The organism is Pseudomonas sp. Cab53 (assembly GCF_018325965.1).
In the GTDB taxonomy this organism is placed as follows: domain Bacteria; phylum Pseudomonadota; class Gammaproteobacteria; order Pseudomonadales; family Pseudomonadaceae; genus Aquipseudomonas; species Aquipseudomonas chlororaphis_E.
In genome coordinates, this window is sequence record NZ_AP021902.1 from 2,593,842 (window position 1) to 2,613,105 (window position 19,264).

Consider the following 19,264-nt stretch of genomic DNA (forward strand, 5'->3'; position numbering starts at 1 on the left):
GGCCTGTGCCGTGCCACGTGGTGGCGACGGCGTCGGGGCCATCGCCAGTCCCGGCTCAGCGTCGTCCGGTGCGGGTGCTCACGTCGACCCACACCGCCAGCACCAGGATGCTGCCCTTGACGATCATCTGCCAGTAACTGTCGACGTCGAGCATCGACATGCCGTTGTCCAGGCTGGTGATGACCAGCGCGCCGAGGAGGGCGCCGTAGACCGTGCCGGAGCCGCCGCGCATCGAAGTGCCACCGATGAAGCAGGCGGCGATGGCATCGAGCTCGCCCATGTTGCCGGCCGAGGGCGAACCCGCTGCCAGGCGCGCGGTGTTGACCACGCCGGCCAGGGCGCACATCACCCCCATGATGCCGAAGATCCACAGTTTCACCGCTTGCACGTTGATACCCGACAGGCGCGTGGCTTCCATGTTGCTGCCCACCGAATACACCCGCCGGCCAAACACGGTCTGGCTGGTGACGTAGCTGAACACGCCGAGCAGCACCAGCAAAAGCAGCACCGGAACCGGGATGCCGTCGTAGCTGTTGAGGGTGTAGACGAAGCCGGCCAGCACCGCGCCGATCAGCACCACCCGCAGCACGTCGCGTACCAACGAGTGCGCCGCCAGGCCATGCAAAGCTCGATTGCGCCGCTGTTTCCAGGTCAGGAACAGGGTCAGGGCGAACAGCACCACGCCCAGCCCGGTGCCCACGGCGTGCGGCAGATAGCCCTGGCCGACGTAGACCAGCTCCGGCGACACCGGGGCGATGGTGGTCCCGCCGGTGACCCCCAGCAGGATCCCGCGAAAGGCAAGCATGCCGCCCAGGCCGACGATGAACGAGGGGATGCGCAGGTAGGCGGTCATGTAGCCGTTGCCCAGGCCGATCACCAGGCCACACAGGGCGACCAGGCTCAGGTTCGCCAGCAGCGGGATGTGATAGACCACATCAAGGATCGCCGCGAGCCCACCCAGCAGCCCCAGCAAGGACCCCACCGACAGGTCGATCTCGCCGCTGATGATCACCAGCACCATGCCGCAGGCCAGGATCCCGGTGATGGACATTTGCCGCAGCAGGTTGGAAAGGTTGCGCGGGGTCAGGAAGCCGCCCTCGGTCTGCCAGCTGAAGAACAGCCAGATCATCGCCACGGCGATCACCAGCGCGAGCATTTTGTAGCGGGAGAACAGTTGTTTGACCTGATTCATCTACGCGGACTTCCGATCATTATTGTGATGGCCATCGGGGTGGCTGAGCGCGGCGGCGAGCACCTGTTCCTGGGTCAGTTCGTGGTTGATGAAGTCGCCGCGCAACTGGCCTTCGCCGATCACCAGCACCCGGTCGGACACCCCCAGCACCTCGGCCAGTTCCGAGGAGACCATGATGATCGACACGCCGTCGGCTGCCAGCGCGCCCATCAGCTTGTAGATCTCATACTTGGCGCCGACGTCCACGCCGCGGGTCGGTTCATCGAGGATCAACACCCGGGGCTGGGCCAGGAGCATTTTCGCCAGCACGGCTTTTTGCTGGTTGCCGCCCGACAGGCTGGTGATCGGCAGGAACGGGCTCGCGGTCTTGAGGTGCATGCGCGCGATTTCCTTGTCGATGCTGCCCAGCTCGGCCTCTGCATCGATGCGGGTCAGGCGTGAATAAGTGTCCAGCACGGCCAGGGTGATGTTCTGGCCCACGCCCAGGTCCGGGATGATGCCCTGGCGCTTGCGGTCTTCGGGGACCATGCACAGGCCGGCGCGGATCGCCTTGAGCGGGGTGCGCGTATCGATCGGCTGGCCGTCGAGCCAGACTTCGCCTTCGTGGCGGCCGGGGTAGGCGCCGAACAGCGCCGACACCAGCTCCGTGCGGCCGGCGCCGACCAGCCCGGCGATGCCGAGGATTTCCCCACGCTTGAGCACGAACGAGATGTCGTCGACCCGTTTGCGCCTGGGGTTGTCGATGTCGTAGCAGGTGATGTGGCGCGCCTCGAAGATCACCTCGCCCACCTCATGGGGTTCGGTGGGGTAGAGGTTGCTCATTTCTCGCCCGACCATCTGGGTGATGATCTTCGGGATGTCCATGTCGGCCATGGCGGTCGTGGCGATGTGCTTGCCGTCGCGGATCACCGAAATCGTGTCGCACACGGCGGCCACTTCGTCGAGCTTGTGGGAGATGTACACGCAGGCGACGCCCTTGGCCTTGAGGTCGCGGATGATGTCCAGCAGCACCTCGATTTCCGAGCGGGTCAGGGCCGAGGAGGGCTCGTCGAGGATCAGCAGGCGCGCCTGCTTGTTCAGGGCCTTGGCGATTTCCACCAGTTGCTGGTAGCCGCCGCCGTACTGGGACACCGGCAGCGAGACGTTCATGTCCGGCACCTTGAGCTCACGCATCAGGGCTTCGGCGCGATGGATCATGGCCGGGTAATTCATGCGCCCGCCGGGCAGGGTCAGCTCGTGGCCCATGAAGATGTTTTCGGCCACCGACAGGTCGGGGACCAGGGTCAGCTCCTGGTGGATGATGACGATCCCGGCGGCTTCGGTGTCGCTGATCGATTGCGCCTTGAGCGGCTGGCCGTCCCAGAGGATTTCGCCCTCCCAGGTGCCATGGGGGTAGACCGCCGACAGGACTTTCATCAGCGTGGATTTGCCCGCGCCGTTCTCGCCGCACAGGCCGACGCACTCACCGGGCCGGACCTTGATATCGATGCCGTTCAGGGCCTTGACACCGTCAAAGGTCTTGACGATGCCGTTCATTTGCAGCAGGTAATCGGACATGGCAAGGACTCGTGGAGAAGGACTTACGCATAAGCGGGCGCCGCCGAGGGCCACACTCACCCTCATGCCAGACCTTGTGGGAGCGGGCTTGCTCGCGAAGGCGGTCGAGCAGTTGATAATGACGGTGCGTCATATATCGCTTTCGCGGGCAAGCCCGCTCCCACAGGTCTCTACAAGGTGGTGCTCAACTCATTGCCCGGCGATCTGCGCCTTGGTGTAGAAGCCGTCCTTTTCCAGCAGGTCGATGTTGTCCTTGGTCAGCGGGGTCGGGGTGAGCAGGATGGTGTCGACCTTCTTGCTGCCGTTGTCGTACTGCGAGCTGTAGGTGGGTTTCTCGTTGCGTGCCAGTTGCACCGAGAGCTTGGCGGCTTCGGTGGCGATCAGCTTGAGTGGCTTGTAGACGGTCATGGTCTGGGTGCCGTCGATCACCCGCTTGACCGCCGCCAGGTCGGCGTCCTGGCCCGAGATCGGCACCTTGCCGGCCATTTTCTGGGCCGCGAGGGCCTGGATCGCACCGCCTGCAGTGGCGTCGTTGGAGGCGACGATGGCGTCGATCTTGTTGCTGTTGCGGGTCAGGGCGTTCTCGACGATGCTCAGGGCTTCGGTGGGGTTCCACTCCTTCACCCATTGCTGGCCGACGATCTTGATGTCGCCCTTGTCGATGGCCGGTTGCAGCACTTTCATCTGGCCTTCGCGCAGCACCTTGGCGTTGTTGTCCGTCGGGGCGCCGCCGAGCAGGAAGTAATTACCCTTGGGCGCCGCTTGCAACACGCCGCTGGCCTGCATTTCGCCGACCTTTTCGTTATCGAAGGAAATGTAGGCGTCGATGTCGGCGTTGAGGATCAGCCGGTCGTAGGACACCACCTTGATTCCGGCCTTCTTGGCTTCGGCGACGGCGTTGGTCAGCACGGTAGCGTTGAATGGCACGATGACAATCACGTCGACGCCCCGGGAGATGAGGTTCTCGATCTGCGAGATCTGCTTCTGCTCGTTGGCGTCGGCCGACTGGACGAAGACCTTGGCCTCGAGTTTTTCCGCTGCCGCGACGAAGTAGTCGCGGTCCCGCGACCAACGTTCCAGGCGCAGGTCATCGATGGAGAAGCCGATTTTCGGGTGCGCGGCGTCGGCCATGACCGGGAGCGAGAGCAGGGCGAGGGCGCCGGCGAGCAACGTGCGTTTGAATGTTTTCATGGTAGTGCGTCCTTTTATTGTTGTTTGAAAGACACGTCCTGACGATGAGCGGGATGCCGGTAAGACTGTAGAGCGTTGCACGGCGGTGTGGGCACAGATTTGTCGCGCGAATGTCACAGGCTCGCAGGCTCCCGGTGCAGTCCTGGGTCAGGGGTAGATGAACCGGTTGACCACGTTCTCGAGCATCTCCTGTCGGCCACTGACCGCTTGGGGGTTCAACGCGTTGTCGAAGGCATGTTCAGCCAGCGCCGCGAGGCTGTAGTCGCCCGCCAGCACTGCCTGGCCGAACGGCTGCTGCCAGCCGGCGTAGCGTTGGTCCTTGAACCGTTGCAACTGATCGTCCTGGACCATGGCGGCCGCGCGCTCCAGGGCCAGGGCCAGGACATCCATGGCGGCGACATGGCCGTGGAACAGATCGACATCGTCGACGCTCTGGCGACGAACCTTGGAGTCGAAGTTGAATCCACCGTGGGTGAACCCTCCGGCCTTGAGGATTTCATAAGTGGCCAGGGTCATTTCCTCGACGCTGTTGGGGAACTGGTCGGTGTCCCAGCCGTTTTGCGGATCGCCCCGGTTGGCGTCGATGCTGCCGAAGATCCCCAGCGACGTCGCGGTGGCGATCTCGTGGTGGAAGCTGTGCCCGGCCAGGGTCGCGTGGTTGGCCTCGATGTTGACCTTGATCTCGCGCTCCAGGCCGAACTGCTGGAGGAAGCCGAACACTGTGGCGGTGTCGTAATCGTATTGGTGCTTGGTCGGCTCCTGGGGCTTGGGTTCGATGAGCAGGTCGCCCTTGAAGCCGATCTTGTGCTTGTGCTCGACCACCATGCGCATGAACCGGCCCAGTTGCTCGCGCTCGCGCTTGAGGTCGGTATTGAGCAGGGTTTCGTAGCCCTCGCGGCCACCCCACAACACGTAGTTGGCGCCTTTGAGCCGCAGGGTCGCGTTCATGGCACTGAACACCTGGGCGGCGGCGCAGGCGAAGACTTCCGGGTCCGGGTTGCTTGCCGCGCCGGCGGCAAAGCGCGGGTTGCTGAAGCAGTTGGCGGTGCCCCACAGCAATCGGATGCCGGTCTGTTCCTGATGGCGTTCCAGGTGATCGACCATCTGCGCGAAATGGTTGCGATACTCGCGCAGCGAGCTGCCCTCGGGGGCGACATCGGTGTCGTGGAAGCAGTAGTAATCGATGCCCAGTTTGCTGAAGAACTCGAAGGCCGCTTCAGCCTTGCCGATGGCCAGTTCCATGGGGTCGCCGGCGTGCTGCCAGGGGCGCTTGAACGTGCCGGCACCGAACACGTCGGACCCCGGCCAGACGAACGAATGCCAGTAGCAGACCGCCATGCGCAGGTGTTCGCGCATGGGCTTGCCGAGGATGAGCTTGTCGGCGTCGTAGTGGCGGAAGGCGAGGGGTGCGCCGCTGGCGGCACCCTCGAAGCGAATCTTGTCGACACCGGGGAAGTACGGCATGGCTGTGTCCTTTTTATTCTTGGCGGTGTCTCGATACTAGCGCCGGACCTGAGGCTGCTGATTATGAAAATCACCAACGGGCCGTTCGATTTTGTATTGAGCTTGAGCGCGAGCAAGCCTAGTCTCTGTTTGAAAAGTCTTGAGACGAAGGTCAGGCAAGGCGAAAACCGGCGAGGAACGGTCGGGGTCGCGCTCGACTTTACTGGAGTAAATGAGCATTCCGAGCCGGTTTTCAACGCAGCATGAACGAGTATCAAGGCTTTTCAGACAGAGACTGGTCTGTGTCCATCGGCCAAGGGTTCAAACAATGAAAACTGTCCCGCCCGTTCACCGCATCGCCCTGTTGTTCAACGGCAGCAAGATCTACGACCGTGGGATCATCAGCGGCATCGGCAATTACCTGAGCAGCACCCGCGCTTCGTGGGACCTGTTCCTCGAAGAGGATTTCCTCTGTCGCCTCAAGGGCATCGAGCGCTGGCAGGGCGACGGCATCATTGCCGATTTCGACGACCCGCTGATCGGCGAGGCGCTGGCGGGGATCAAGCTGCCCGTGGTGGCAGTGGGCGGTTCCTACCAGGATGCGCGGGCCTACCCGAAGGGCATCCCTTACGTCGCCACCGACAACGACGCGTTGATGACGCTGGCCTATGAGCACTTGATCGAGGCCGGCCTGACGCGCTTCGCCTGTTTCAGCCTGCCCGAGGCACAGGCCAATCGTTGGGCCCAGGAGCGGGAAAAAGCCTTTCGCCGCCTGGTGCAGCGCGACGGCCTGCCCGCCGAGATCTACCGCGGCATGGGCACCAGCGCGCCGCTCTGGGACAGCGCCGTCGAACAGCAGATCGCCTGGCTGCAAAGCCTGCCCAAACCCATCGGCATCATTGCCGTCAGCGATGCCCGCGCCCGCCAACTGTTGCAAGCCTGCCTGACCGCCGGGATCGCCGTCCCGGAGCAGGTGGCGTTGATCGGCATCGACAACGATCCGCTGACCCGCAGCCTGACGCGGGTGCCACTGAGTTCGGTGATCCAGGGCACCGAAACCATGGGCCGGACCGCGGCGCGCCTGCTGCACCAGATGCTCCACGGCATGCCGTCCACGGGCACGCAGATCCTGGTTCCGCCGGATGCGATCAATGTGCAGGTTTCCAGCCTGCACCAGCCGCTGGGCAATCCCTACGTCATGCAGGCGCTGCTGTTCATCCGCCAATACGCCTGCCAGGGCATCAAGACCGCCCAGGTGGCGGCGTATGTCGGTGTGTCGCGTTCATCCCTGGAGTCGCACTTTCGCAAGGTGCGCGGGTGCAGCGTTCACGACGAGATCCTGCGCTTCAAGCTGGCCGCTGCCGCCAGCGGGCTCGGCAACTCCGACTCGCCGATTGCCGACATCGCCCAGCGTTGCGGCTTCAAATCGGCGCAGTACCTGCACACCGTGTTCCGGCGTGAGTTCGGCTGTACGCCTCGGGAGTATCAGCAGGCACAAGCGGTGGAGTGACTGTAGCGCCGCCTTCTCGCCACCTCTGTATCCCTGTGTATCCAGCCCCCACTGCGATACGGACTGTTGCTTTAGCGTCCGTTGGTGACACATCCGCGATACCCATGGGGCCTTAAATGGCCTGCGTCGGGACGGCCGTTGCCGTCCCTCTGGGCATCAAAAGGAGATTCACCATGCTTGCAGCCCCGCTCGTTTTTACCTGGCAGCGTTACCTGGTTTCAGCCAGCGCGGCCAGTGCGCTCGGTCTTGCCGTGCTCGCCGCCAGCGCCGAGGCCTCGGCCGCACAGGACCCCACCGCCAGCGCCGCGCAGGCCGGGTCGCAAGCCATTCGCCCGTACCGCATTCACGTCGATGACGCCAAGTTGGCCGAGCTGCGCCAGCGCATCGCCGCCACGCGCTGGCCGGACAAGGAAACCGTCAGCGACACCTCCCAGGGTGTGCAGCTGGCCCAGGTGCAGGCGTTGGTCAAGTATTGGGGCGACGGCTACGACTGGCGCAAGGCAGAGGCCCGACTCAACGCCTTGCCGGAGTTCGTCACCACCATCGATGGTGTCGACATTCAGTTCATCCACGTGCGTTCGCGCCACCCCAACGCGATGCCGCTGATCCTCACCCACGGCTGGCCGGGTTCGCAATTCGAATTCCTCAAGACGATCGGCCCGTTGACCGACCCGACTGCCTACGGTGGTCGCGCCGAGGATGCCTTCGACGTGGTGATCCCTTCGATTCCCGGCCATGGTTTTTCCGGCAAGCCGACCGAACTGGGCTGGGGCCCCGACCGAGTGGCGAAAGCCTGGGACGTGTTGATGAAGCGGTTGGGCTACAGCCATTACGTGTCCCAGGGCGGCGATCACGGTTCTGTGATCTCCGATGCCCTGGGGCGCCTGGCGCCACCCGGACTGCTGGGGATCCACTTGAACATGCCAGCGACCGTGCCGCCGGAGCTGGTGAAACCGATCAACAGCGGCGATCCGGCCCCGGCCGGGCTCACCGAACCGGAACGCACGGCCTACCGCTCGCTGAGCACGTTCTTCGGCCGCAATGCCGCCTACGGCGCAATGATGGTAACCCGGCCGCAGACTATCGGTTACCTGCTGGCCGATTCGCCCACCGGTACGGCGGCCTGGATGTACGAGAAATTCGCGGCCTGGACCGACAGCGACGGCCAGCCTGAGCGCGTACTCAGCCGCGATGAAATGCTCGACGACATCAGCTTGTACTGGCTGACCGACTCCGGTGCCTCGTCCTCCCGTTTCTATTGGGAGAACAACAACAATAACTTCAGCGCCGCCGCGCAGAAAACCACGGACATCAAGGTCCCGGTGGCGATCAGCGTGTTCCCGCAGGAGATCTACCGCGCGCCGAAGACCTGGGCCCAGCGTGCCTATCCATCGCTGTCCTACTTCAGCGAGGTCGGCAAGGGGGGGCACTTCGCTGCCTGGGAGCAGCCGCAATTGTTCAGCGAAGAGTTGCGCGAAGCGTTCCGGCCGTTACGTGCCGCGACGAAGTAACCGTTCGGCACACAGGAGAGCAACGATGAAACTCAAGCATCTGGCGATGTCCGCCGCCGTGGCCGCCGCGACATGGGGCACGGCTGGCCTGGTCCTGGGCGATGACGGGGGCGGCGAGGTTTCGCCGATCTATGGGGTGAAACTTCCCGAGGGCTATCGCCAATGGGCCCTGATCGCCCCGGCCCAGGAAGCCACGCCGCTGAACGAACTTCGAGCCGTGGTGGGCAATGGTCTGGCGATGAAGGCCTATCAGGATTCAACCCTGCCGTTCCCCGACGGCACGGTGCTGGTGAAGCTGGCCTGGAAGCACGTCCAGTCGCCGGAGTTCGAGCCGGCCTCGATCCCCGGTGCGGCCACTACCGTCCAGGTGATGGTCAAGGACTCGCAGAGATACGCGTCGACCGGCGGCTGGGGATTCGGTCGCTTTATCAACGGCAAGCCCGCCGATGAGGCACAGCACCAGACCTGCTTCGCCTGCCACCAGGCCCGGGTCCAGAACCATGATTGGGTCTTCACGCGATTCGCGCCCTAAGTGATAGTGCAATGCCGCCCAACACAACGATGGAGACCGTCAACAAGCGGATCGACATGGGTTCATCCAGCAGCCATACGCCGCCCAGCGAGGCGAGGATGGGCACGCCGAGCTGCAGCGTTGCGGCGTGTTGTGCGCTGATTTTCTTGACCGTGCCATACCAGAGCGCGTAGCCGCAGCCAGAGGCCAGGATGCCGGAAGCCAGCGCATAAAGCACGCCGGGCACGCTCAGGCGCGGGTGGCTGCCAAGGAGCATGATCGGGCCGAGCACACACAGCATTGCCAGGGTTCTGGCAAAGTTGCCGGCGGTGTCTGCGAGTGGGTTGGCGCAGCCTTTGCCGAGCAGTGAGTAGGCTCCCCAGGCCATTCCCGAGACCGCCATGAGCAGGGCGCTGCCCATGGGTGGGGTGTCGGCGCCCGGTAGTAAAAGGACCAGCAGGCCGCAGAAGGCCAAGGACATGCCGATCAGCGCTTTTTTCTGAACCGGCTCGCCCTGTTTCCAGGCGCAGGCGAACATCGTCACCTGCACGGCTCCGAACAGGATCAAGGCGCCTACGCCCGCACCGAGTCGGACGTAGGCAATGGAGAATAAGTAAGCATAGAGAAACAGCGCCAGACCGGCCCGCCAACTGCCGCCCATGGCAGGCCGAGGCTGGCGCGACCGAATCAGGCACAGCAGGAACACAGCACCGCTGAGCAGGCGGATCGCGGTGAATGACGCAGGGTCGATTTGATCCTGCATCAGCGCTTGCCGGCAAAAAATGGAATTGGCCGCAAAGGCCACCAGGCACACCATCGCTTGGAAGACCCAGCCGGGAAAACGACGTTCGCGTCGGCCGATGGGGGTGATCGTTGTCATCGGCAGAAGGCTCCGTTTGATAGAAAAACTTTCGCATTGCCGCCGAGATGGCTTTGATGGCCGGCTCTTTGGTCGCTGATGGCCACATGTTTTTCCTTGTAGTGGAATGCTCGCAACAAAGATTTTCTACGGCGCATGCATAGATTTAATCAGTCGTCCCATGGCCCGGCTTTGTTCCATCCTGCGAACTTGCGAGCCGATGCACTCCACGTTCCCGACCACCCGGCTCGCTGCAGGAGTGTCCTATGCTCACCGGAAAAACAGCCCTGATCACGGGCGGCAATTCAGGCATCGGCCTGGCAACGGCGCAGAAGTTGCTGGAGCAGGGCGCGCGCGTGGCGATCACCGGCCGCGATGCGGAGAAATTGGAACAGGCGCGCAGAGCGCTGGGTCCCGGCGTCATCACGGTGGTGGCGGATGTGCGATCACGCGAGCAACTGCGGCAGATGGCAGCGACCGTCGAGCAAGCGTTCGGCGGCCTGGACATCTTTTTCGCCAATGCCGGGGTGGCCTTTGGCACACCGTTGTCGAGCACCACCGAGGAGCGCTACGACGAACTCATGGACATCAATGTGAAAGGGGTCTTTTTCTCGGTGCAGGCCGTTGAGCCGATCATGCGTCCGGGGGGGCGATCATCCTGTCTACGTCCTGGCTGAACCAGGTCGGTGCGCCAGGCCGGGCGTTGTTGTCTGCCTCCAAGGCTGCCGTGCGCAGCTTCGCGCGCACGCTTTCGGCCGAGTTGCTGGAACGACGCATCCGCGTCAACGCCGTCAGCCCTGGCGCCATTGAGACCCCCATTCATCATCAGCCCAATCAAAGCGTCGAAGCGTATCGCGCCTATGCCGAGCGTGTCGGTGCGCAAGCGCCCATCGGTCGCATGGGGCGGGCCGAGGAGATTGCCGCGGCAGTGCTGTTCCTGGCCAGTGATGCGTCCAGCTACATGCTGGGTGCCGAGATGGTCGTCGACGGGGGGCGGGCGCAATTGTGATGAAGCCGTTGATCAACGCAGACCACTCTCTCAGGTCCATCGTGCAGGGTGCCACGCAGCCATGGGTCCGCAGTCCACTGGCAGGGGTGTACCGGCGGCCGCTGTATCGGGTCGGTGGTGAACAGGCAAGGGCCACCTCCTTGGTGCGGTATGCACCCGGCAGTGCATTCAGTGCGCACACCCATTGCGGCGGGGAAGAGTTCCTGGTGCTGGAGGGCGTCTTCGAGGATGAGCATGGTCGATACCCGGCGGGCACGTACGTGCGCAACCCTCCAGGTAGCCGGCATGCTCCCGGAGCAAGCGCTGGCTGCATGATCTTCGTGCGCTTGCGCCAGTTTCATCGCCAGGACCGGCAGCCACTTGTTGTGCTGCTTGATGCACGCGACGATCAACTGCTGTTCGAGAGCGAGTACGAACGTGTTTGCGTGCAACGCTATCCGGCAGACAGCCTTCATGTGCACGCCAACCCGCGGGGCTTGGAACTCCTGGTGCTGGAAGGCGAACTGCAGGGCGAGGACTTCACTTTGCAGCCCCTGGGCTGGATGCGCTTGCCGCCGGGCGAGCCTCTCGAAGCCAGGGCGGGCGCGCAAGGTGCCCGGGTCTGGCTCAAGGACGCTTCGCCTGATCTAGGCCTCTGAGGCCGCGCGCCCGGCCTCGGCGAGCAGCCAGTCCCTGAAGGCCTGGACCTTGGGCAGTTCACTGCATTCGGGACGGTACACCACGTAGTAAGCCTGGGTCAGCGGGCAGTCGAGGCCCTTGTCCGCAAACGGCCGGATCAGCCGACCCGCCGCCAGGTCGTCGCGCACCATGACGCTGCGAGCGAGTGCCAGGCCCTGGCCGTCGATGGCCGCTTGCAGTACCGAAGCCGAATTGTTGATCCGCAGGCCGTGGTCGGACTTGATCTGGTTGAAACCGGAAGCGTCCAGCCACATGCGCCAGGTGGGATAGTCATGGTCGTTGGCCATGGACAGGTCGTGGATCAGCGTGCACTGCGCCAAGGCATCGGCTGCAAGACGGCCACCCTCAAGCAACGGGAAATCCGGCGAGCAGACCGGGAAGATCACTTCGTCCATCAAGTGCACGGCGGTGAGCCCCGGCCATTTCCCCGCGCCGTAGCGAACCCCCACGTCAATCTGCTCGACCTGGAAATCCACGGACCGGGCGTTCGTATCCAGCAGCACGTCCAGCGTCGGGTAGGCGTGTTGAAAGCGCTCGATCCGCGGCAGTAGCCATTTCGAGGCGAAGGCCGGGCTTACGGTGACGGTCAGCCCGGCATGCACGCTGGCGTCCTTCAACCGCGCAAGGCCTATGGACAAACGATCGAACCCTTCCCTGATATCCGGCAGGGCCGCGCGAGCGGCGTCAGTGAGCATCAGGCGCGCCGAGCCGCTGCTCGAACGCATGAACAGGGCGATGCCCAGCCACGACTCGAGATTACGCACCTGTTGCCCAACGGCTGCGGGAGTGACATTGAGCTCGGCCGCGGCGGCCGAGAAACTCTGGTGTCGCGCTGCGGTCTCGAATGCACGGAGCGCGTTAAGGTAAGCGGGGCTGGTCATTGATAGTTTTTCTATTCCGGAAAACAAAATCTTCTGCGTTGTGACGTTGCGGGCTTTGGCGAAGAATGCACACCAAGTCCTCAGATAGATCCCTGAAATATAGCAGAAACGGGGATTGATCCAAGGTCTTCGATATTTTTATCCCTTGCGTCCAGTCAATGAGGAAATCCAGGCATGAAAAGTTTTTCTAACAAGGTCGCGATTGTGACCGGTGGTGGTTCGGGCATTGGCAAGGAGGTCGCCCAGCGTCTGGTCGACGCCGGTGCCCGTGTGGTGATCGGTGGTCGTGACGCCGCCAAGCTCGCCCGGGTTGCCCGGGACATCGATGCGACCGGCCAGAATGTGCGCACCCTCGCGGGCGATATCGCCCAGCCGGCCACGGGCCAGGCGCTGGTGGATCTCGCGGTGAATGAGTTCGGCGGGGTGGATATTCTGATCAACAACGCCGGCATCTTCAGCCCCAAGCCCTTCCTTGAAGTGGAACCCCACGAGTACGACGCCTTCCTGGACATCATCCTCAAGGGCAAATTTTTCATGGCCCAGGCGGCCGCCAGGGCCATGCTCAAGCGCGGTGGCGGGGCGATTGTCCAGACCGGCTCGCTGTGGGCCATCCAGGCCATCGGGGCTACCCCGTCGGCGGCCTATTCCGCCGCTAACGCGGGTGTCCACGCGCTGACTCGCAACCTGGCCCTGGAACTGGCGAGCGCCAACATCCGCATCAATACCGTGGCCCCCGCAGTGGTCGAGACGCCGGTCTACGGCACCTTCATGGACGCTGATCAGGTCAAGGCGGCACTGCCGACCTTCAATGCTTTCCATCCGCTGGGCCGTAATGGCCAGCCAGCCGATGTGGCCGAGGCGATCCTGTTCCTCGCCTCGCAGGAAGCTTCGTGGATTACCGGCACCGTGCTGCCGGTCGATGGCGGCGTGACTGCCGGCCGCAACTGAAACAGGAGTCGTTAGGAATGATGAACTGGAACGAGTATTTCGCCGGGTTGATGAACAACGTCGGTGAGTTTGCCAGGCTTGCCCCGGAAACCATGCGGAGCATGAGCGCACTGGGCAGTGCACCGGCCCGACACCTGGACCCGAAGATCCATGAGTTGATCGCGCTGTCGGTGGCGATCACTACCCGCTGCGACGGTTGCATCGCCTCTCACGTGCAAGCAGCACTCAAGCATGGGGCAACCCGTGAAGAAATTGCCGAGGCCTTGGGCGTTGCCATCTCGCTCAACGCCGGCGCGGCACTGACCTACACCGCACGGGTGTTCGACGCGGTGTCGGCGTTCGAGAAACACTGAAGCGGCGATGGGCGCCAATGGCGCCCTTCATCGCATTCCGAGGATCACCCATGACGACACAAAAGATTGCCATCGTTGGCGCCGGTCTGGCGGGTGTCTACGCCGCCTACCGTCTGCATGGCCTTGGCCTGGAATTCGAGCTGTTCGAAGCCCGCGATCGGCTGGGCGGAAGAATTCTCTCGACCGCCACTGGCGGCTTCGACCTCGGTCCGACCTGGTTCTGGCCGGACTGCCAGCCGCGCATGCACGCTCTGGTGGCCGAGCTGGGATTGCCCGTGTTCCAGCAATACGAGCAAGGCGATGCATTGATAGAGCGCTGGGCCACCGAGCGAGTCCGCCGCGAAGGCTACCGCTCAGGCAACGTGTCCATGCGCATCCAGGGCGGAACGGCTCGCCTGGTGCAGGCGCTTGCCGCTTCATTGCCCAAGACACGCGTCCATCTGGCGGCTGTGGTGACGGGTGTAGCAAGGGTTGATGAACGCGTGCACCTGTCATTCTCCGACAAGCGTATCCATACCGCCGATTACACCCATCTCTGGCTGGCGCTGCCGCCTCGCCTGGGAAAAAACCTGCGCATGGTGCCCGCCCTGTCCGGGCAGGAAATGCAGCAGATGGCCAATGTCCCGACCTGGATGGCTTCCCACGCCAAGTACGTTGCGCGCTACGCCAAAACCGTTTTGGCGGGAGCAAGGGCTGTCCGGTGATGCATTCAGCGGGGTGGGGCCGCTGGCTGAAATCCACGATGCCGGCACCGACCAGGGCGCTGCGCTGTTCGGTTTTTTGGGCATGGACGCAGCGCGGCGTAACGGTGTGGGCGCGTCGGCATTGAAAGCGCTATGCCGAGAGCAACTGGTACGCCTGTTTGGCGAAGAGGCGGCCGACCCGCTCGAGGACTTCTTCCATGATTGGGCAGCCGATCCATTCACCGCCACGCCGGACGATCAGGTTTCGCCGGGCTGGCACGGTCGACACGAGCTGCAATGTGCCCCCGACGCACCGTGGAGCGAGGCTCTGCGCTGGATCGGCAGCGAGGCCGGTGGCGAGCAGGGCGGCTACATGGAGGGTGCGCTGGCGGCCGTCGACAAGGCATTGGATGAGGTGACGGGAGAGACAGGTGTCCGGCGACTTGGATCGCCTCACTGTTGATCCTGCGTCTCGCCGTGGCGAGGGCGCTTGCTCGCGCCGGGTTGTGAAGCCACCCTGAAAGCCATCCGCCAGATCCCGCGACGTGATAGGGTTCGCGGCTGTACACCCGGCGAGAGCAAGCGCCTTCGCCATGAGGATCGGCCCGTCAGTTGGCTGGCAATGATTTCCCGGAGCGCGACCTGGTCCATGGCGGATAACCCTTACACCCTGTACAAACGCTTCCAGACCCCCGATCCGGCGCTTGGCCCACGGGAGCAGGCGCCGATGCTTGCCCAGGAGCAGGCGTGGTCGCGTGTGCATGCCTCTGGGCATCGCTTCAGCTGGATCGAGGTGTTGATGGCGCCGCTGTGCCTGGGGCCGTTTGTGGCGGGGTTGGGGGTGTTGCTCGGGCTGTGGCTCTATCAGTCACTGCTGGCGCCTGAACTGGATATCGACCGGGCCATCGGTGACTGGCATGGCTGGCTTGCGCTCGCAGCAGGACTGTTCATGGCTGCCTGGGTATTGCACAACTTTTGGCGCGACAGCCGCGATCCCACGCGGCGCTACTGGCAGACCATGCCGGATCGAGGCGTGGTCGAGCTTGAGCACCACACGCTGGTTTCTGGCATCAGCCTGTGGTCCAACGACTATGATCCCGACTGCAACACGCTGATGCAATGGACCCACGGCAAGCTCGAATGCGTGCACGACAGCGGTGTCGTGCAATGGGTCGTGGCCCGGACCGAGGCCGGTCACTGGCTGGTTCTCAAGGAGCAGTACCCGGGCAACTTCAGCTATGCAAGGGTCGGCACAAAACCGGCGCCTGACCGGCAGATGCACCCTTGCCAGCAAGTAGCGATCGCTTTTGCGCCCGGCACCCAGCTGTGCCTGGGGCGACGATTCAGTGGCGCGCCGCTGCCGTTGCTGGACACGGCGTATTGGCTGTCTGCCGATGAGCTCAAGCGCCTGGCTGACGCCGCCCATCATTGGCTTTTTTTCCCGCCGAACCGCTACGGCGTGGTCGATGCCGAGGAGGCCGGGTGGGTGCAGCGTCTGGTGAAGAAAGCGCAGGACAGTGTTGCCGCGACGCCGTCTTCGGTTCCTGGCGAAACCTGAACACCGGCGGCGGGCGCTATAACCACGTGTTCACCACCCGCCGATCCAGCTCCTCCCAATCGGCCATGCCCAATACCCGCGTGGTGTTCAAGCCGCGCAGATAACCGCGCAACTGATGGGCGGTGGCGCGCACCAGCTCCGGGTCGGCCGGCTCTTTGTCCAGCAGGATCGTTTCGTACTGGACCAGGTAGTCGCTCACCCGGTCACGGAAATCCGGCAGTACAGCATCGCGGATCAGGTCAAACGTTCTCATGGACGGCCCTCATCGGTTTTTTCCAGTGTTATTCGGTGCGCAGGGGGCAGTGCGTTGCGCAACTATTGTTAGAAGTAATAGTGACCATCATCAAACGCAAGTTCTGCTTTGACGGCAATCGGTGGAAAATCAGCGCCATCGAACACGCCGTCCACTTTTATTTTCAGGATTACACCGATGCGCCGTTTATTTTTACTGTCCATGGCGTTCGCCGCGTCGTTGCTCGCCGGGTGCGCCTCCGTCCCGAATGACCCGACCCTGACCCTGCAAACCAGCAAGACGCCAGCCCAATACGCCGAATGCGTCGTGCCCAAATTGCAGGACAGCGCGTTGAATCCACTGGTGTCGCAGACCCAGCGCAGCTACCGGATCGTGGTGCCGAGCAAAGTGTCGGCCGACAACGTGCTGGAAGCCTACAAGGCTGGAAACGGCGGCAAGGTGTTCATCTACGAGCGCCACTTGTTGGCCTCGAACCTGCTGCCGTCGAGTTTTGAACGCGCCGCGCAGGATTGCATCTGAGTCACAGAATCGCTCCACCGTGCTCCTTTGGTTGGCCGCAACCAACCAATTCCCTTGCCCCGCACCCTATTGGGCTGCGGGGCTTTTTTTTGTGCCGACTCCGAGAGGGTTTGACGACTGGCGCTGTAACCGGCATATTTTTGCTCGTTTGTGATTATTGTTGCTCGTTTATGCAGGTTTATTGCCATGACATCCACCCACGAAGCGTTTCCCGGTGAGCGCCAGCAACTGATCAGTGAACGCCTGGCCCGGTATGGCCGGGTGATCGCGGCTGACCTGGCCAGTGAATTCAATGTTTCCGAACACTCCATACGCCGCGACCTTGGCGCATTGGCAGCGGCGGGGGTGTGCAAGCGTGTCTACGGTGGCGCCATATTGCTGCCCGCCGCCGAACGACCGATGGACGTGCGCGTGCGGCAGGACCCGGCGCGCAAGGGCAGTCTCGGCCAGGCCGCGGCGTCGTTACTGCGCGCGGGCCAGCATGTGTTCATCGACGCCGGCTCGACCAACCTGGCCATTGCCTGCGCCATCGACCCTGGGTTGCGGTTGACCGTCGCCACCAATTCGCCGCTGATTGCGGTGCAGTTGATGAAGCTGCCCTGTGCCGAGGTGATTCTGTTGGGCGGACGGGTGAACCCGGTGGCCGGTGGCGTGATCGGGGTGACGGCGGTGCAGCAGTTGCGCCAGTTCAGTTTCGACCTGTGCTTTCTCGGTGCCTGCGCCATTGACCCGGACAACGGGGTCACGGCGTTCGGCCTGGACGACGCTGAGTTCAAGCGCGCGGTGGCGGCGGCCAGCGGCCAGTTGGTGACCGCCGTCACCAATGAAAAACTCTCCAGTGTCGCCCATTACCAGGTGGCTTCGTGCGAAGAGGTGACCGCCCTGGTGGTGGAGCATGATGCTCCGCGCGAGCGACTGGAACCGTTCTTTGGCAGGGTCTCCAATGTGGTGACGGCGACGGGTGCCCAGCGCTGAATGATTTGTCAAAGCGCTGGCGGCCCCATTGTCCAGCGCGGCAATTAGGGCTAGTTTGCTGCCCCTGGCACAAGTACAAAAAAATCAGGAGTCATTGATGCAACCGATTCGTCTCGCTCTGGTGGGCTACGGCAAGATTGCCCAGGATCAACATGTTCCAGCCATCCTCGCCAATCCCGCTTTCCAGCTGGTGTCCGTCGCCACGCAGGGGCAGCCTTGCGCCGGGGTCGAGAATTTCCGCTCCCTGGGTGACTTGCTCGCGAAGGGCCCGCAGGTCGATGCGATTGCCTTCTGCACGCCGCCCCAGGGGCGCTTCGCCCTGGTGCAAGAGGCCTTGGCGGCCGGCAAACATGTCCTGGTGGAAAAGCCACCTTGCGCCACGCTGGGCGAAGCCATGGCGCTGGTGGATCAAGCCCGCGAGCAAGGCGTCAGCGGCCTGTTCGCCTGGCACTCGCGTTACGCCCCCGGTATCGAGGTCGCCCGTGAATGGCTGGCCACCCGCACCCTGCAAAGCGTGCAGATCGACTGGAAGGAAGACGTGCGCAAATGGCACCCCGGCCAGGCCTGGATCTGGCAACCCGGTGGCTTGGGGGTCTTCGATCCGGGTATCAATGCCTTGTCCATTGCGACTCATCTGCTGGCGCTGCCGTTGTTCGTCGAATCTGCCGAGTTGCGCGTCCCGGACAACTGCCAGTCGCCCATCGCCGCCAGCCTCAGGATGTCCGATGCGCGGCGCCTGGATATCCGCGCGGAGTTCGACTTCGACCATGGCCATGATGAACTCTGGAGCATCGAGATTCGCTGCACCGAAGGCACTTTGCGCCTGGATAACGGGGGGGCTGTGCTGAGTCTCGACGGCGTGCGCCAGGCGGTGGCCGATGAAGGGGAATATGCGGCGGTGTACCGGCATTTCCAGCAACTGATCGCGGACAAGGCCAGCGACATGGACCTGCAACCGCTGCGGTTGGTGGCAGACAGTTTCTTTGTCGGCAGCCGGACGCTGGTGGCGCCGTTCTACGATTGACAATGGCGCGTGGCGAGCGCGCTGCGTGGCCGCTCCCTTTTTTGTGAGTGCGGCGCACTCCAACGGGAACCAGCGGCCTCGCCACAGGTTCAGTGACGTTTCGTCAATGGCCTGCCAGCGGATAATGCTTGATACGGCACGGATGCTGGTTGCCATCGCCTTTGCAGATGCCATCGAGGTAGCGGTAGTCGACCCGCATCGACTGGCCCTTGGCAGGCCACTGGCGGCGGGGCAGTGTGCTCTGGTAGTCGGGGGTTTCAGGGATGAACCTGATCGTCGACCCTTGCGGCGGGCACTCCACCGTGGCTGACGCCGGGCTGGCCCTGGCGACTCTTGCTTCTAGCTGCGGATACGGCTTTTTCACCACCTCGACGATGCGCAGTTCCAGGCGGCAGATCTGCCACGTGCCGGCGTGTGCCGGTGCGCACAGGGTCGAGAGCGCGGTCAGTGCCAGGGCACAGGCGGCTGTTTGTCTGCTCATGCTTGCCTTGCCTTCGATGTGAGGTCCAGGTCGTTCATGATCCTGGAGTGGGCGGCAAGGGTTCGATCAAAATCACCAATACCGGGAAACGCGTGGGATATCATGGCGGCTACCACTGTGGCTGTAGG

At 63.3% G+C, this 19,264-nt stretch carries 21 protein-coding genes and 1 pseudogene; 14 read left to right on the forward strand and 8 right to left on the reverse strand.

The annotated features are described in order from the left end of the window. Positions 1-55: 55 nt before the first annotated feature. The 4 genes from KI241_RS11315 to xylA all read right to left on the reverse strand — a co-directional run bounded on the left by KI241_RS11315 (position 56) and on the right by xylA (position 5,404). The gene (locus tag KI241_RS11315) at positions 56-1,192 is read right to left on the reverse strand and encodes a sugar ABC transporter permease (RefSeq protein ID WP_042730150.1); all 1,137 of its coding nucleotides are present in this window, start codon (positions 1,190-1,192) and stop codon (positions 56-58) included. Continuing rightward, complete coding sequence (gene xylG / locus KI241_RS11320; protein ID WP_042730151.1) at positions 1,193-2,749, reverse strand: D-xylose ABC transporter ATP-binding protein; 1,557 nt, start codon at positions 2,747-2,749, stop codon at positions 1,193-1,195. It lies immediately after the preceding gene. Between the two features lie 189 nt (positions 2,750-2,938). Next, a complete protein-coding gene (gene xylF, locus KI241_RS11325) occupies positions 2,939-3,940 on the reverse strand; it encodes a D-xylose ABC transporter substrate-binding protein (protein ID WP_042730152.1) in 1,002 nt (333 codons plus the stop codon). 147 nt (positions 3,941-4,087) lie between these two features. Next, a complete protein-coding gene (xylA, locus tag KI241_RS11330) occupies positions 4,088-5,404 on the reverse strand; it encodes a xylose isomerase (protein ID WP_042730153.1) in 1,317 nt (438 codons plus the stop codon). Between the two features lie 63 nt (positions 5,405-5,467). Here xylA and KI241_RS11335 point away from each other — a divergent pair, with 63 nt between their 5' ends. The 4 genes from KI241_RS11335 to KI241_RS11350 all read left to right on the forward strand — a co-directional run bounded on the left by KI241_RS11335 (position 5,468) and on the right by KI241_RS11350 (position 8,936). Beyond that, a complete protein-coding gene (locus KI241_RS11335) occupies positions 5,468-5,650 on the forward strand; it encodes a hypothetical protein (protein WP_212803706.1) in 183 nt (60 codons plus the stop codon). Positions 5,651-5,711: 61 nt separating this feature from the next. Next, entirely contained in the window at positions 5,712-6,893 is a 1,182-nt protein-coding gene (locus KI241_RS11340; protein WP_123578080.1) for a DNA-binding transcriptional regulator, read from the forward strand. A 173-nt stretch (positions 6,894-7,066) separates the two neighbouring features. After that, positions 7,067-8,404, forward strand: a complete 1,338-nt coding sequence (locus KI241_RS11345; protein ID WP_212803707.1) for an epoxide hydrolase family protein — start codon at positions 7,067-7,069, stop codon at positions 8,402-8,404. A gap of 25 nt (positions 8,405-8,429) precedes the next feature. Next, the gene (locus KI241_RS11350; protein ID WP_047735427.1) at positions 8,430-8,936 is read left to right on the forward strand and encodes a cytochrome P460 family protein; all 507 of its coding nucleotides are present in this window, start codon (positions 8,430-8,432) and stop codon (positions 8,934-8,936) included. On the opposite strand, the gene KI241_RS11355 is transcribed toward KI241_RS11350, so the two are convergent. After that, on the reverse strand, positions 8,917-9,795 hold the full coding sequence (locus KI241_RS11355) for a DMT family transporter (protein ID WP_042730157.1): 879 nt from the start codon (positions 9,793-9,795) through the stop codon (positions 8,917-8,919). The genes KI241_RS11350 and KI241_RS11355 overlap by 20 nt on opposite strands. A gap of 245 nt (positions 9,796-10,040) precedes the next feature. Between KI241_RS11355 and KI241_RS11360 the strand changes: the two are divergent. Beyond that, a pseudogene (locus KI241_RS11360) lies at positions 10,041-10,783 on the forward strand (SDR family oxidoreductase). Then, entirely contained in the window at positions 10,783-11,421 is a 639-nt protein-coding gene (locus KI241_RS11365; RefSeq protein ID WP_053007370.1) for a cupin domain-containing protein, read from the forward strand. The pseudogene KI241_RS11360 and the gene KI241_RS11365 overlap by 1 nt, the downstream one beginning before the upstream one ends. On the opposite strand, the gene gcvA is transcribed toward KI241_RS11365, so the two are convergent. After that, a complete protein-coding gene (gcvA, locus tag KI241_RS11370) occupies positions 11,410-12,342 on the reverse strand; it encodes a transcriptional regulator GcvA (protein WP_212803708.1) in 933 nt (310 codons plus the stop codon). The two genes, KI241_RS11365 and gcvA, sit on opposite strands and share 12 nt — an antisense overlap. Positions 12,343-12,516: 174 nt before the next feature. On the opposite strand from gcvA, the gene KI241_RS11375 reads away from it, so the two are divergent. The 5 genes from KI241_RS11375 to KI241_RS11395 all read left to right on the forward strand — a co-directional run bounded on the left by KI241_RS11375 (position 12,517) and on the right by KI241_RS11395 (position 15,884). Continuing rightward, the gene (locus KI241_RS11375) at positions 12,517-13,290 is read left to right on the forward strand and encodes an SDR family NAD(P)-dependent oxidoreductase (RefSeq protein ID WP_212803709.1); all 774 of its coding nucleotides are present in this window, start codon (positions 12,517-12,519) and stop codon (positions 13,288-13,290) included. A 17-nt stretch (positions 13,291-13,307) separates the two neighbouring features. Beyond that, a complete protein-coding gene (locus KI241_RS11380) occupies positions 13,308-13,643 on the forward strand; it encodes a carboxymuconolactone decarboxylase family protein (protein ID WP_212803710.1) in 336 nt (111 codons plus the stop codon). A gap of 50 nt (positions 13,644-13,693) precedes the next feature. After that, positions 13,694-14,347, forward strand: a complete 654-nt coding sequence (locus tag KI241_RS27975) for an NAD(P)/FAD-dependent oxidoreductase (RefSeq protein ID WP_212803711.1) — start codon at positions 13,694-13,696, stop codon at positions 14,345-14,347. Between the two features lie 13 nt (positions 14,348-14,360). After that, positions 14,361-14,789, forward strand: coding sequence for an FAD-dependent oxidoreductase (locus KI241_RS27980; protein ID WP_280529466.1), 429 nt, complete (start codon positions 14,361-14,363; stop codon positions 14,787-14,789). Positions 14,790-14,975: 186 nt separating this feature from the next. Next, positions 14,976-15,884: a hypothetical protein gene (locus KI241_RS11395; RefSeq protein ID WP_047735419.1), complete on the forward strand. Its 909-nt coding sequence runs from the start codon at positions 14,976-14,978 to the stop codon at positions 15,882-15,884. 16 nt (positions 15,885-15,900) lie between these two features. Here the strand turns inward: KI241_RS11395 and KI241_RS11400 are convergent, their stop codons facing one another. Further along, the gene (locus tag KI241_RS11400; protein ID WP_042732773.1) at positions 15,901-16,137 is read right to left on the reverse strand and encodes a hypothetical protein; all 237 of its coding nucleotides are present in this window, start codon (positions 16,135-16,137) and stop codon (positions 15,901-15,903) included. Positions 16,138-16,314: 177 nt separating this feature from the next. On the opposite strand from KI241_RS11400, the gene KI241_RS11405 reads away from it, so the two are divergent. The 3 genes from KI241_RS11405 to KI241_RS11415 all read left to right on the forward strand — a co-directional run bounded on the left by KI241_RS11405 (position 16,315) and on the right by KI241_RS11415 (position 18,655). Continuing rightward, entirely contained in the window at positions 16,315-16,656 is a 342-nt protein-coding gene (locus tag KI241_RS11405) for a lipoprotein (RefSeq protein WP_047735417.1), read from the forward strand. A 186-nt stretch (positions 16,657-16,842) separates the two neighbouring features. After that, positions 16,843-17,631, forward strand: coding sequence for a DeoR/GlpR family DNA-binding transcription regulator (locus KI241_RS11410; protein ID WP_042732771.1), 789 nt, complete (start codon positions 16,843-16,845; stop codon positions 17,629-17,631). Positions 17,632-17,728: 97 nt separating this feature from the next. Then, positions 17,729-18,655, forward strand: coding sequence for a Gfo/Idh/MocA family oxidoreductase (locus KI241_RS11415; RefSeq protein ID WP_042732770.1), 927 nt, complete (start codon positions 17,729-17,731; stop codon positions 18,653-18,655). A gap of 103 nt (positions 18,656-18,758) precedes the next feature. Here KI241_RS11415 and KI241_RS11420 read toward each other — a convergent pair whose 3' ends face one another. Continuing rightward, positions 18,759-19,136, reverse strand: a complete 378-nt coding sequence (locus tag KI241_RS11420) for a hypothetical protein (protein ID WP_212803713.1) — start codon at positions 19,134-19,136, stop codon at positions 18,759-18,761. Between the last annotated feature and the right edge of the window lie 128 nt (positions 19,137-19,264).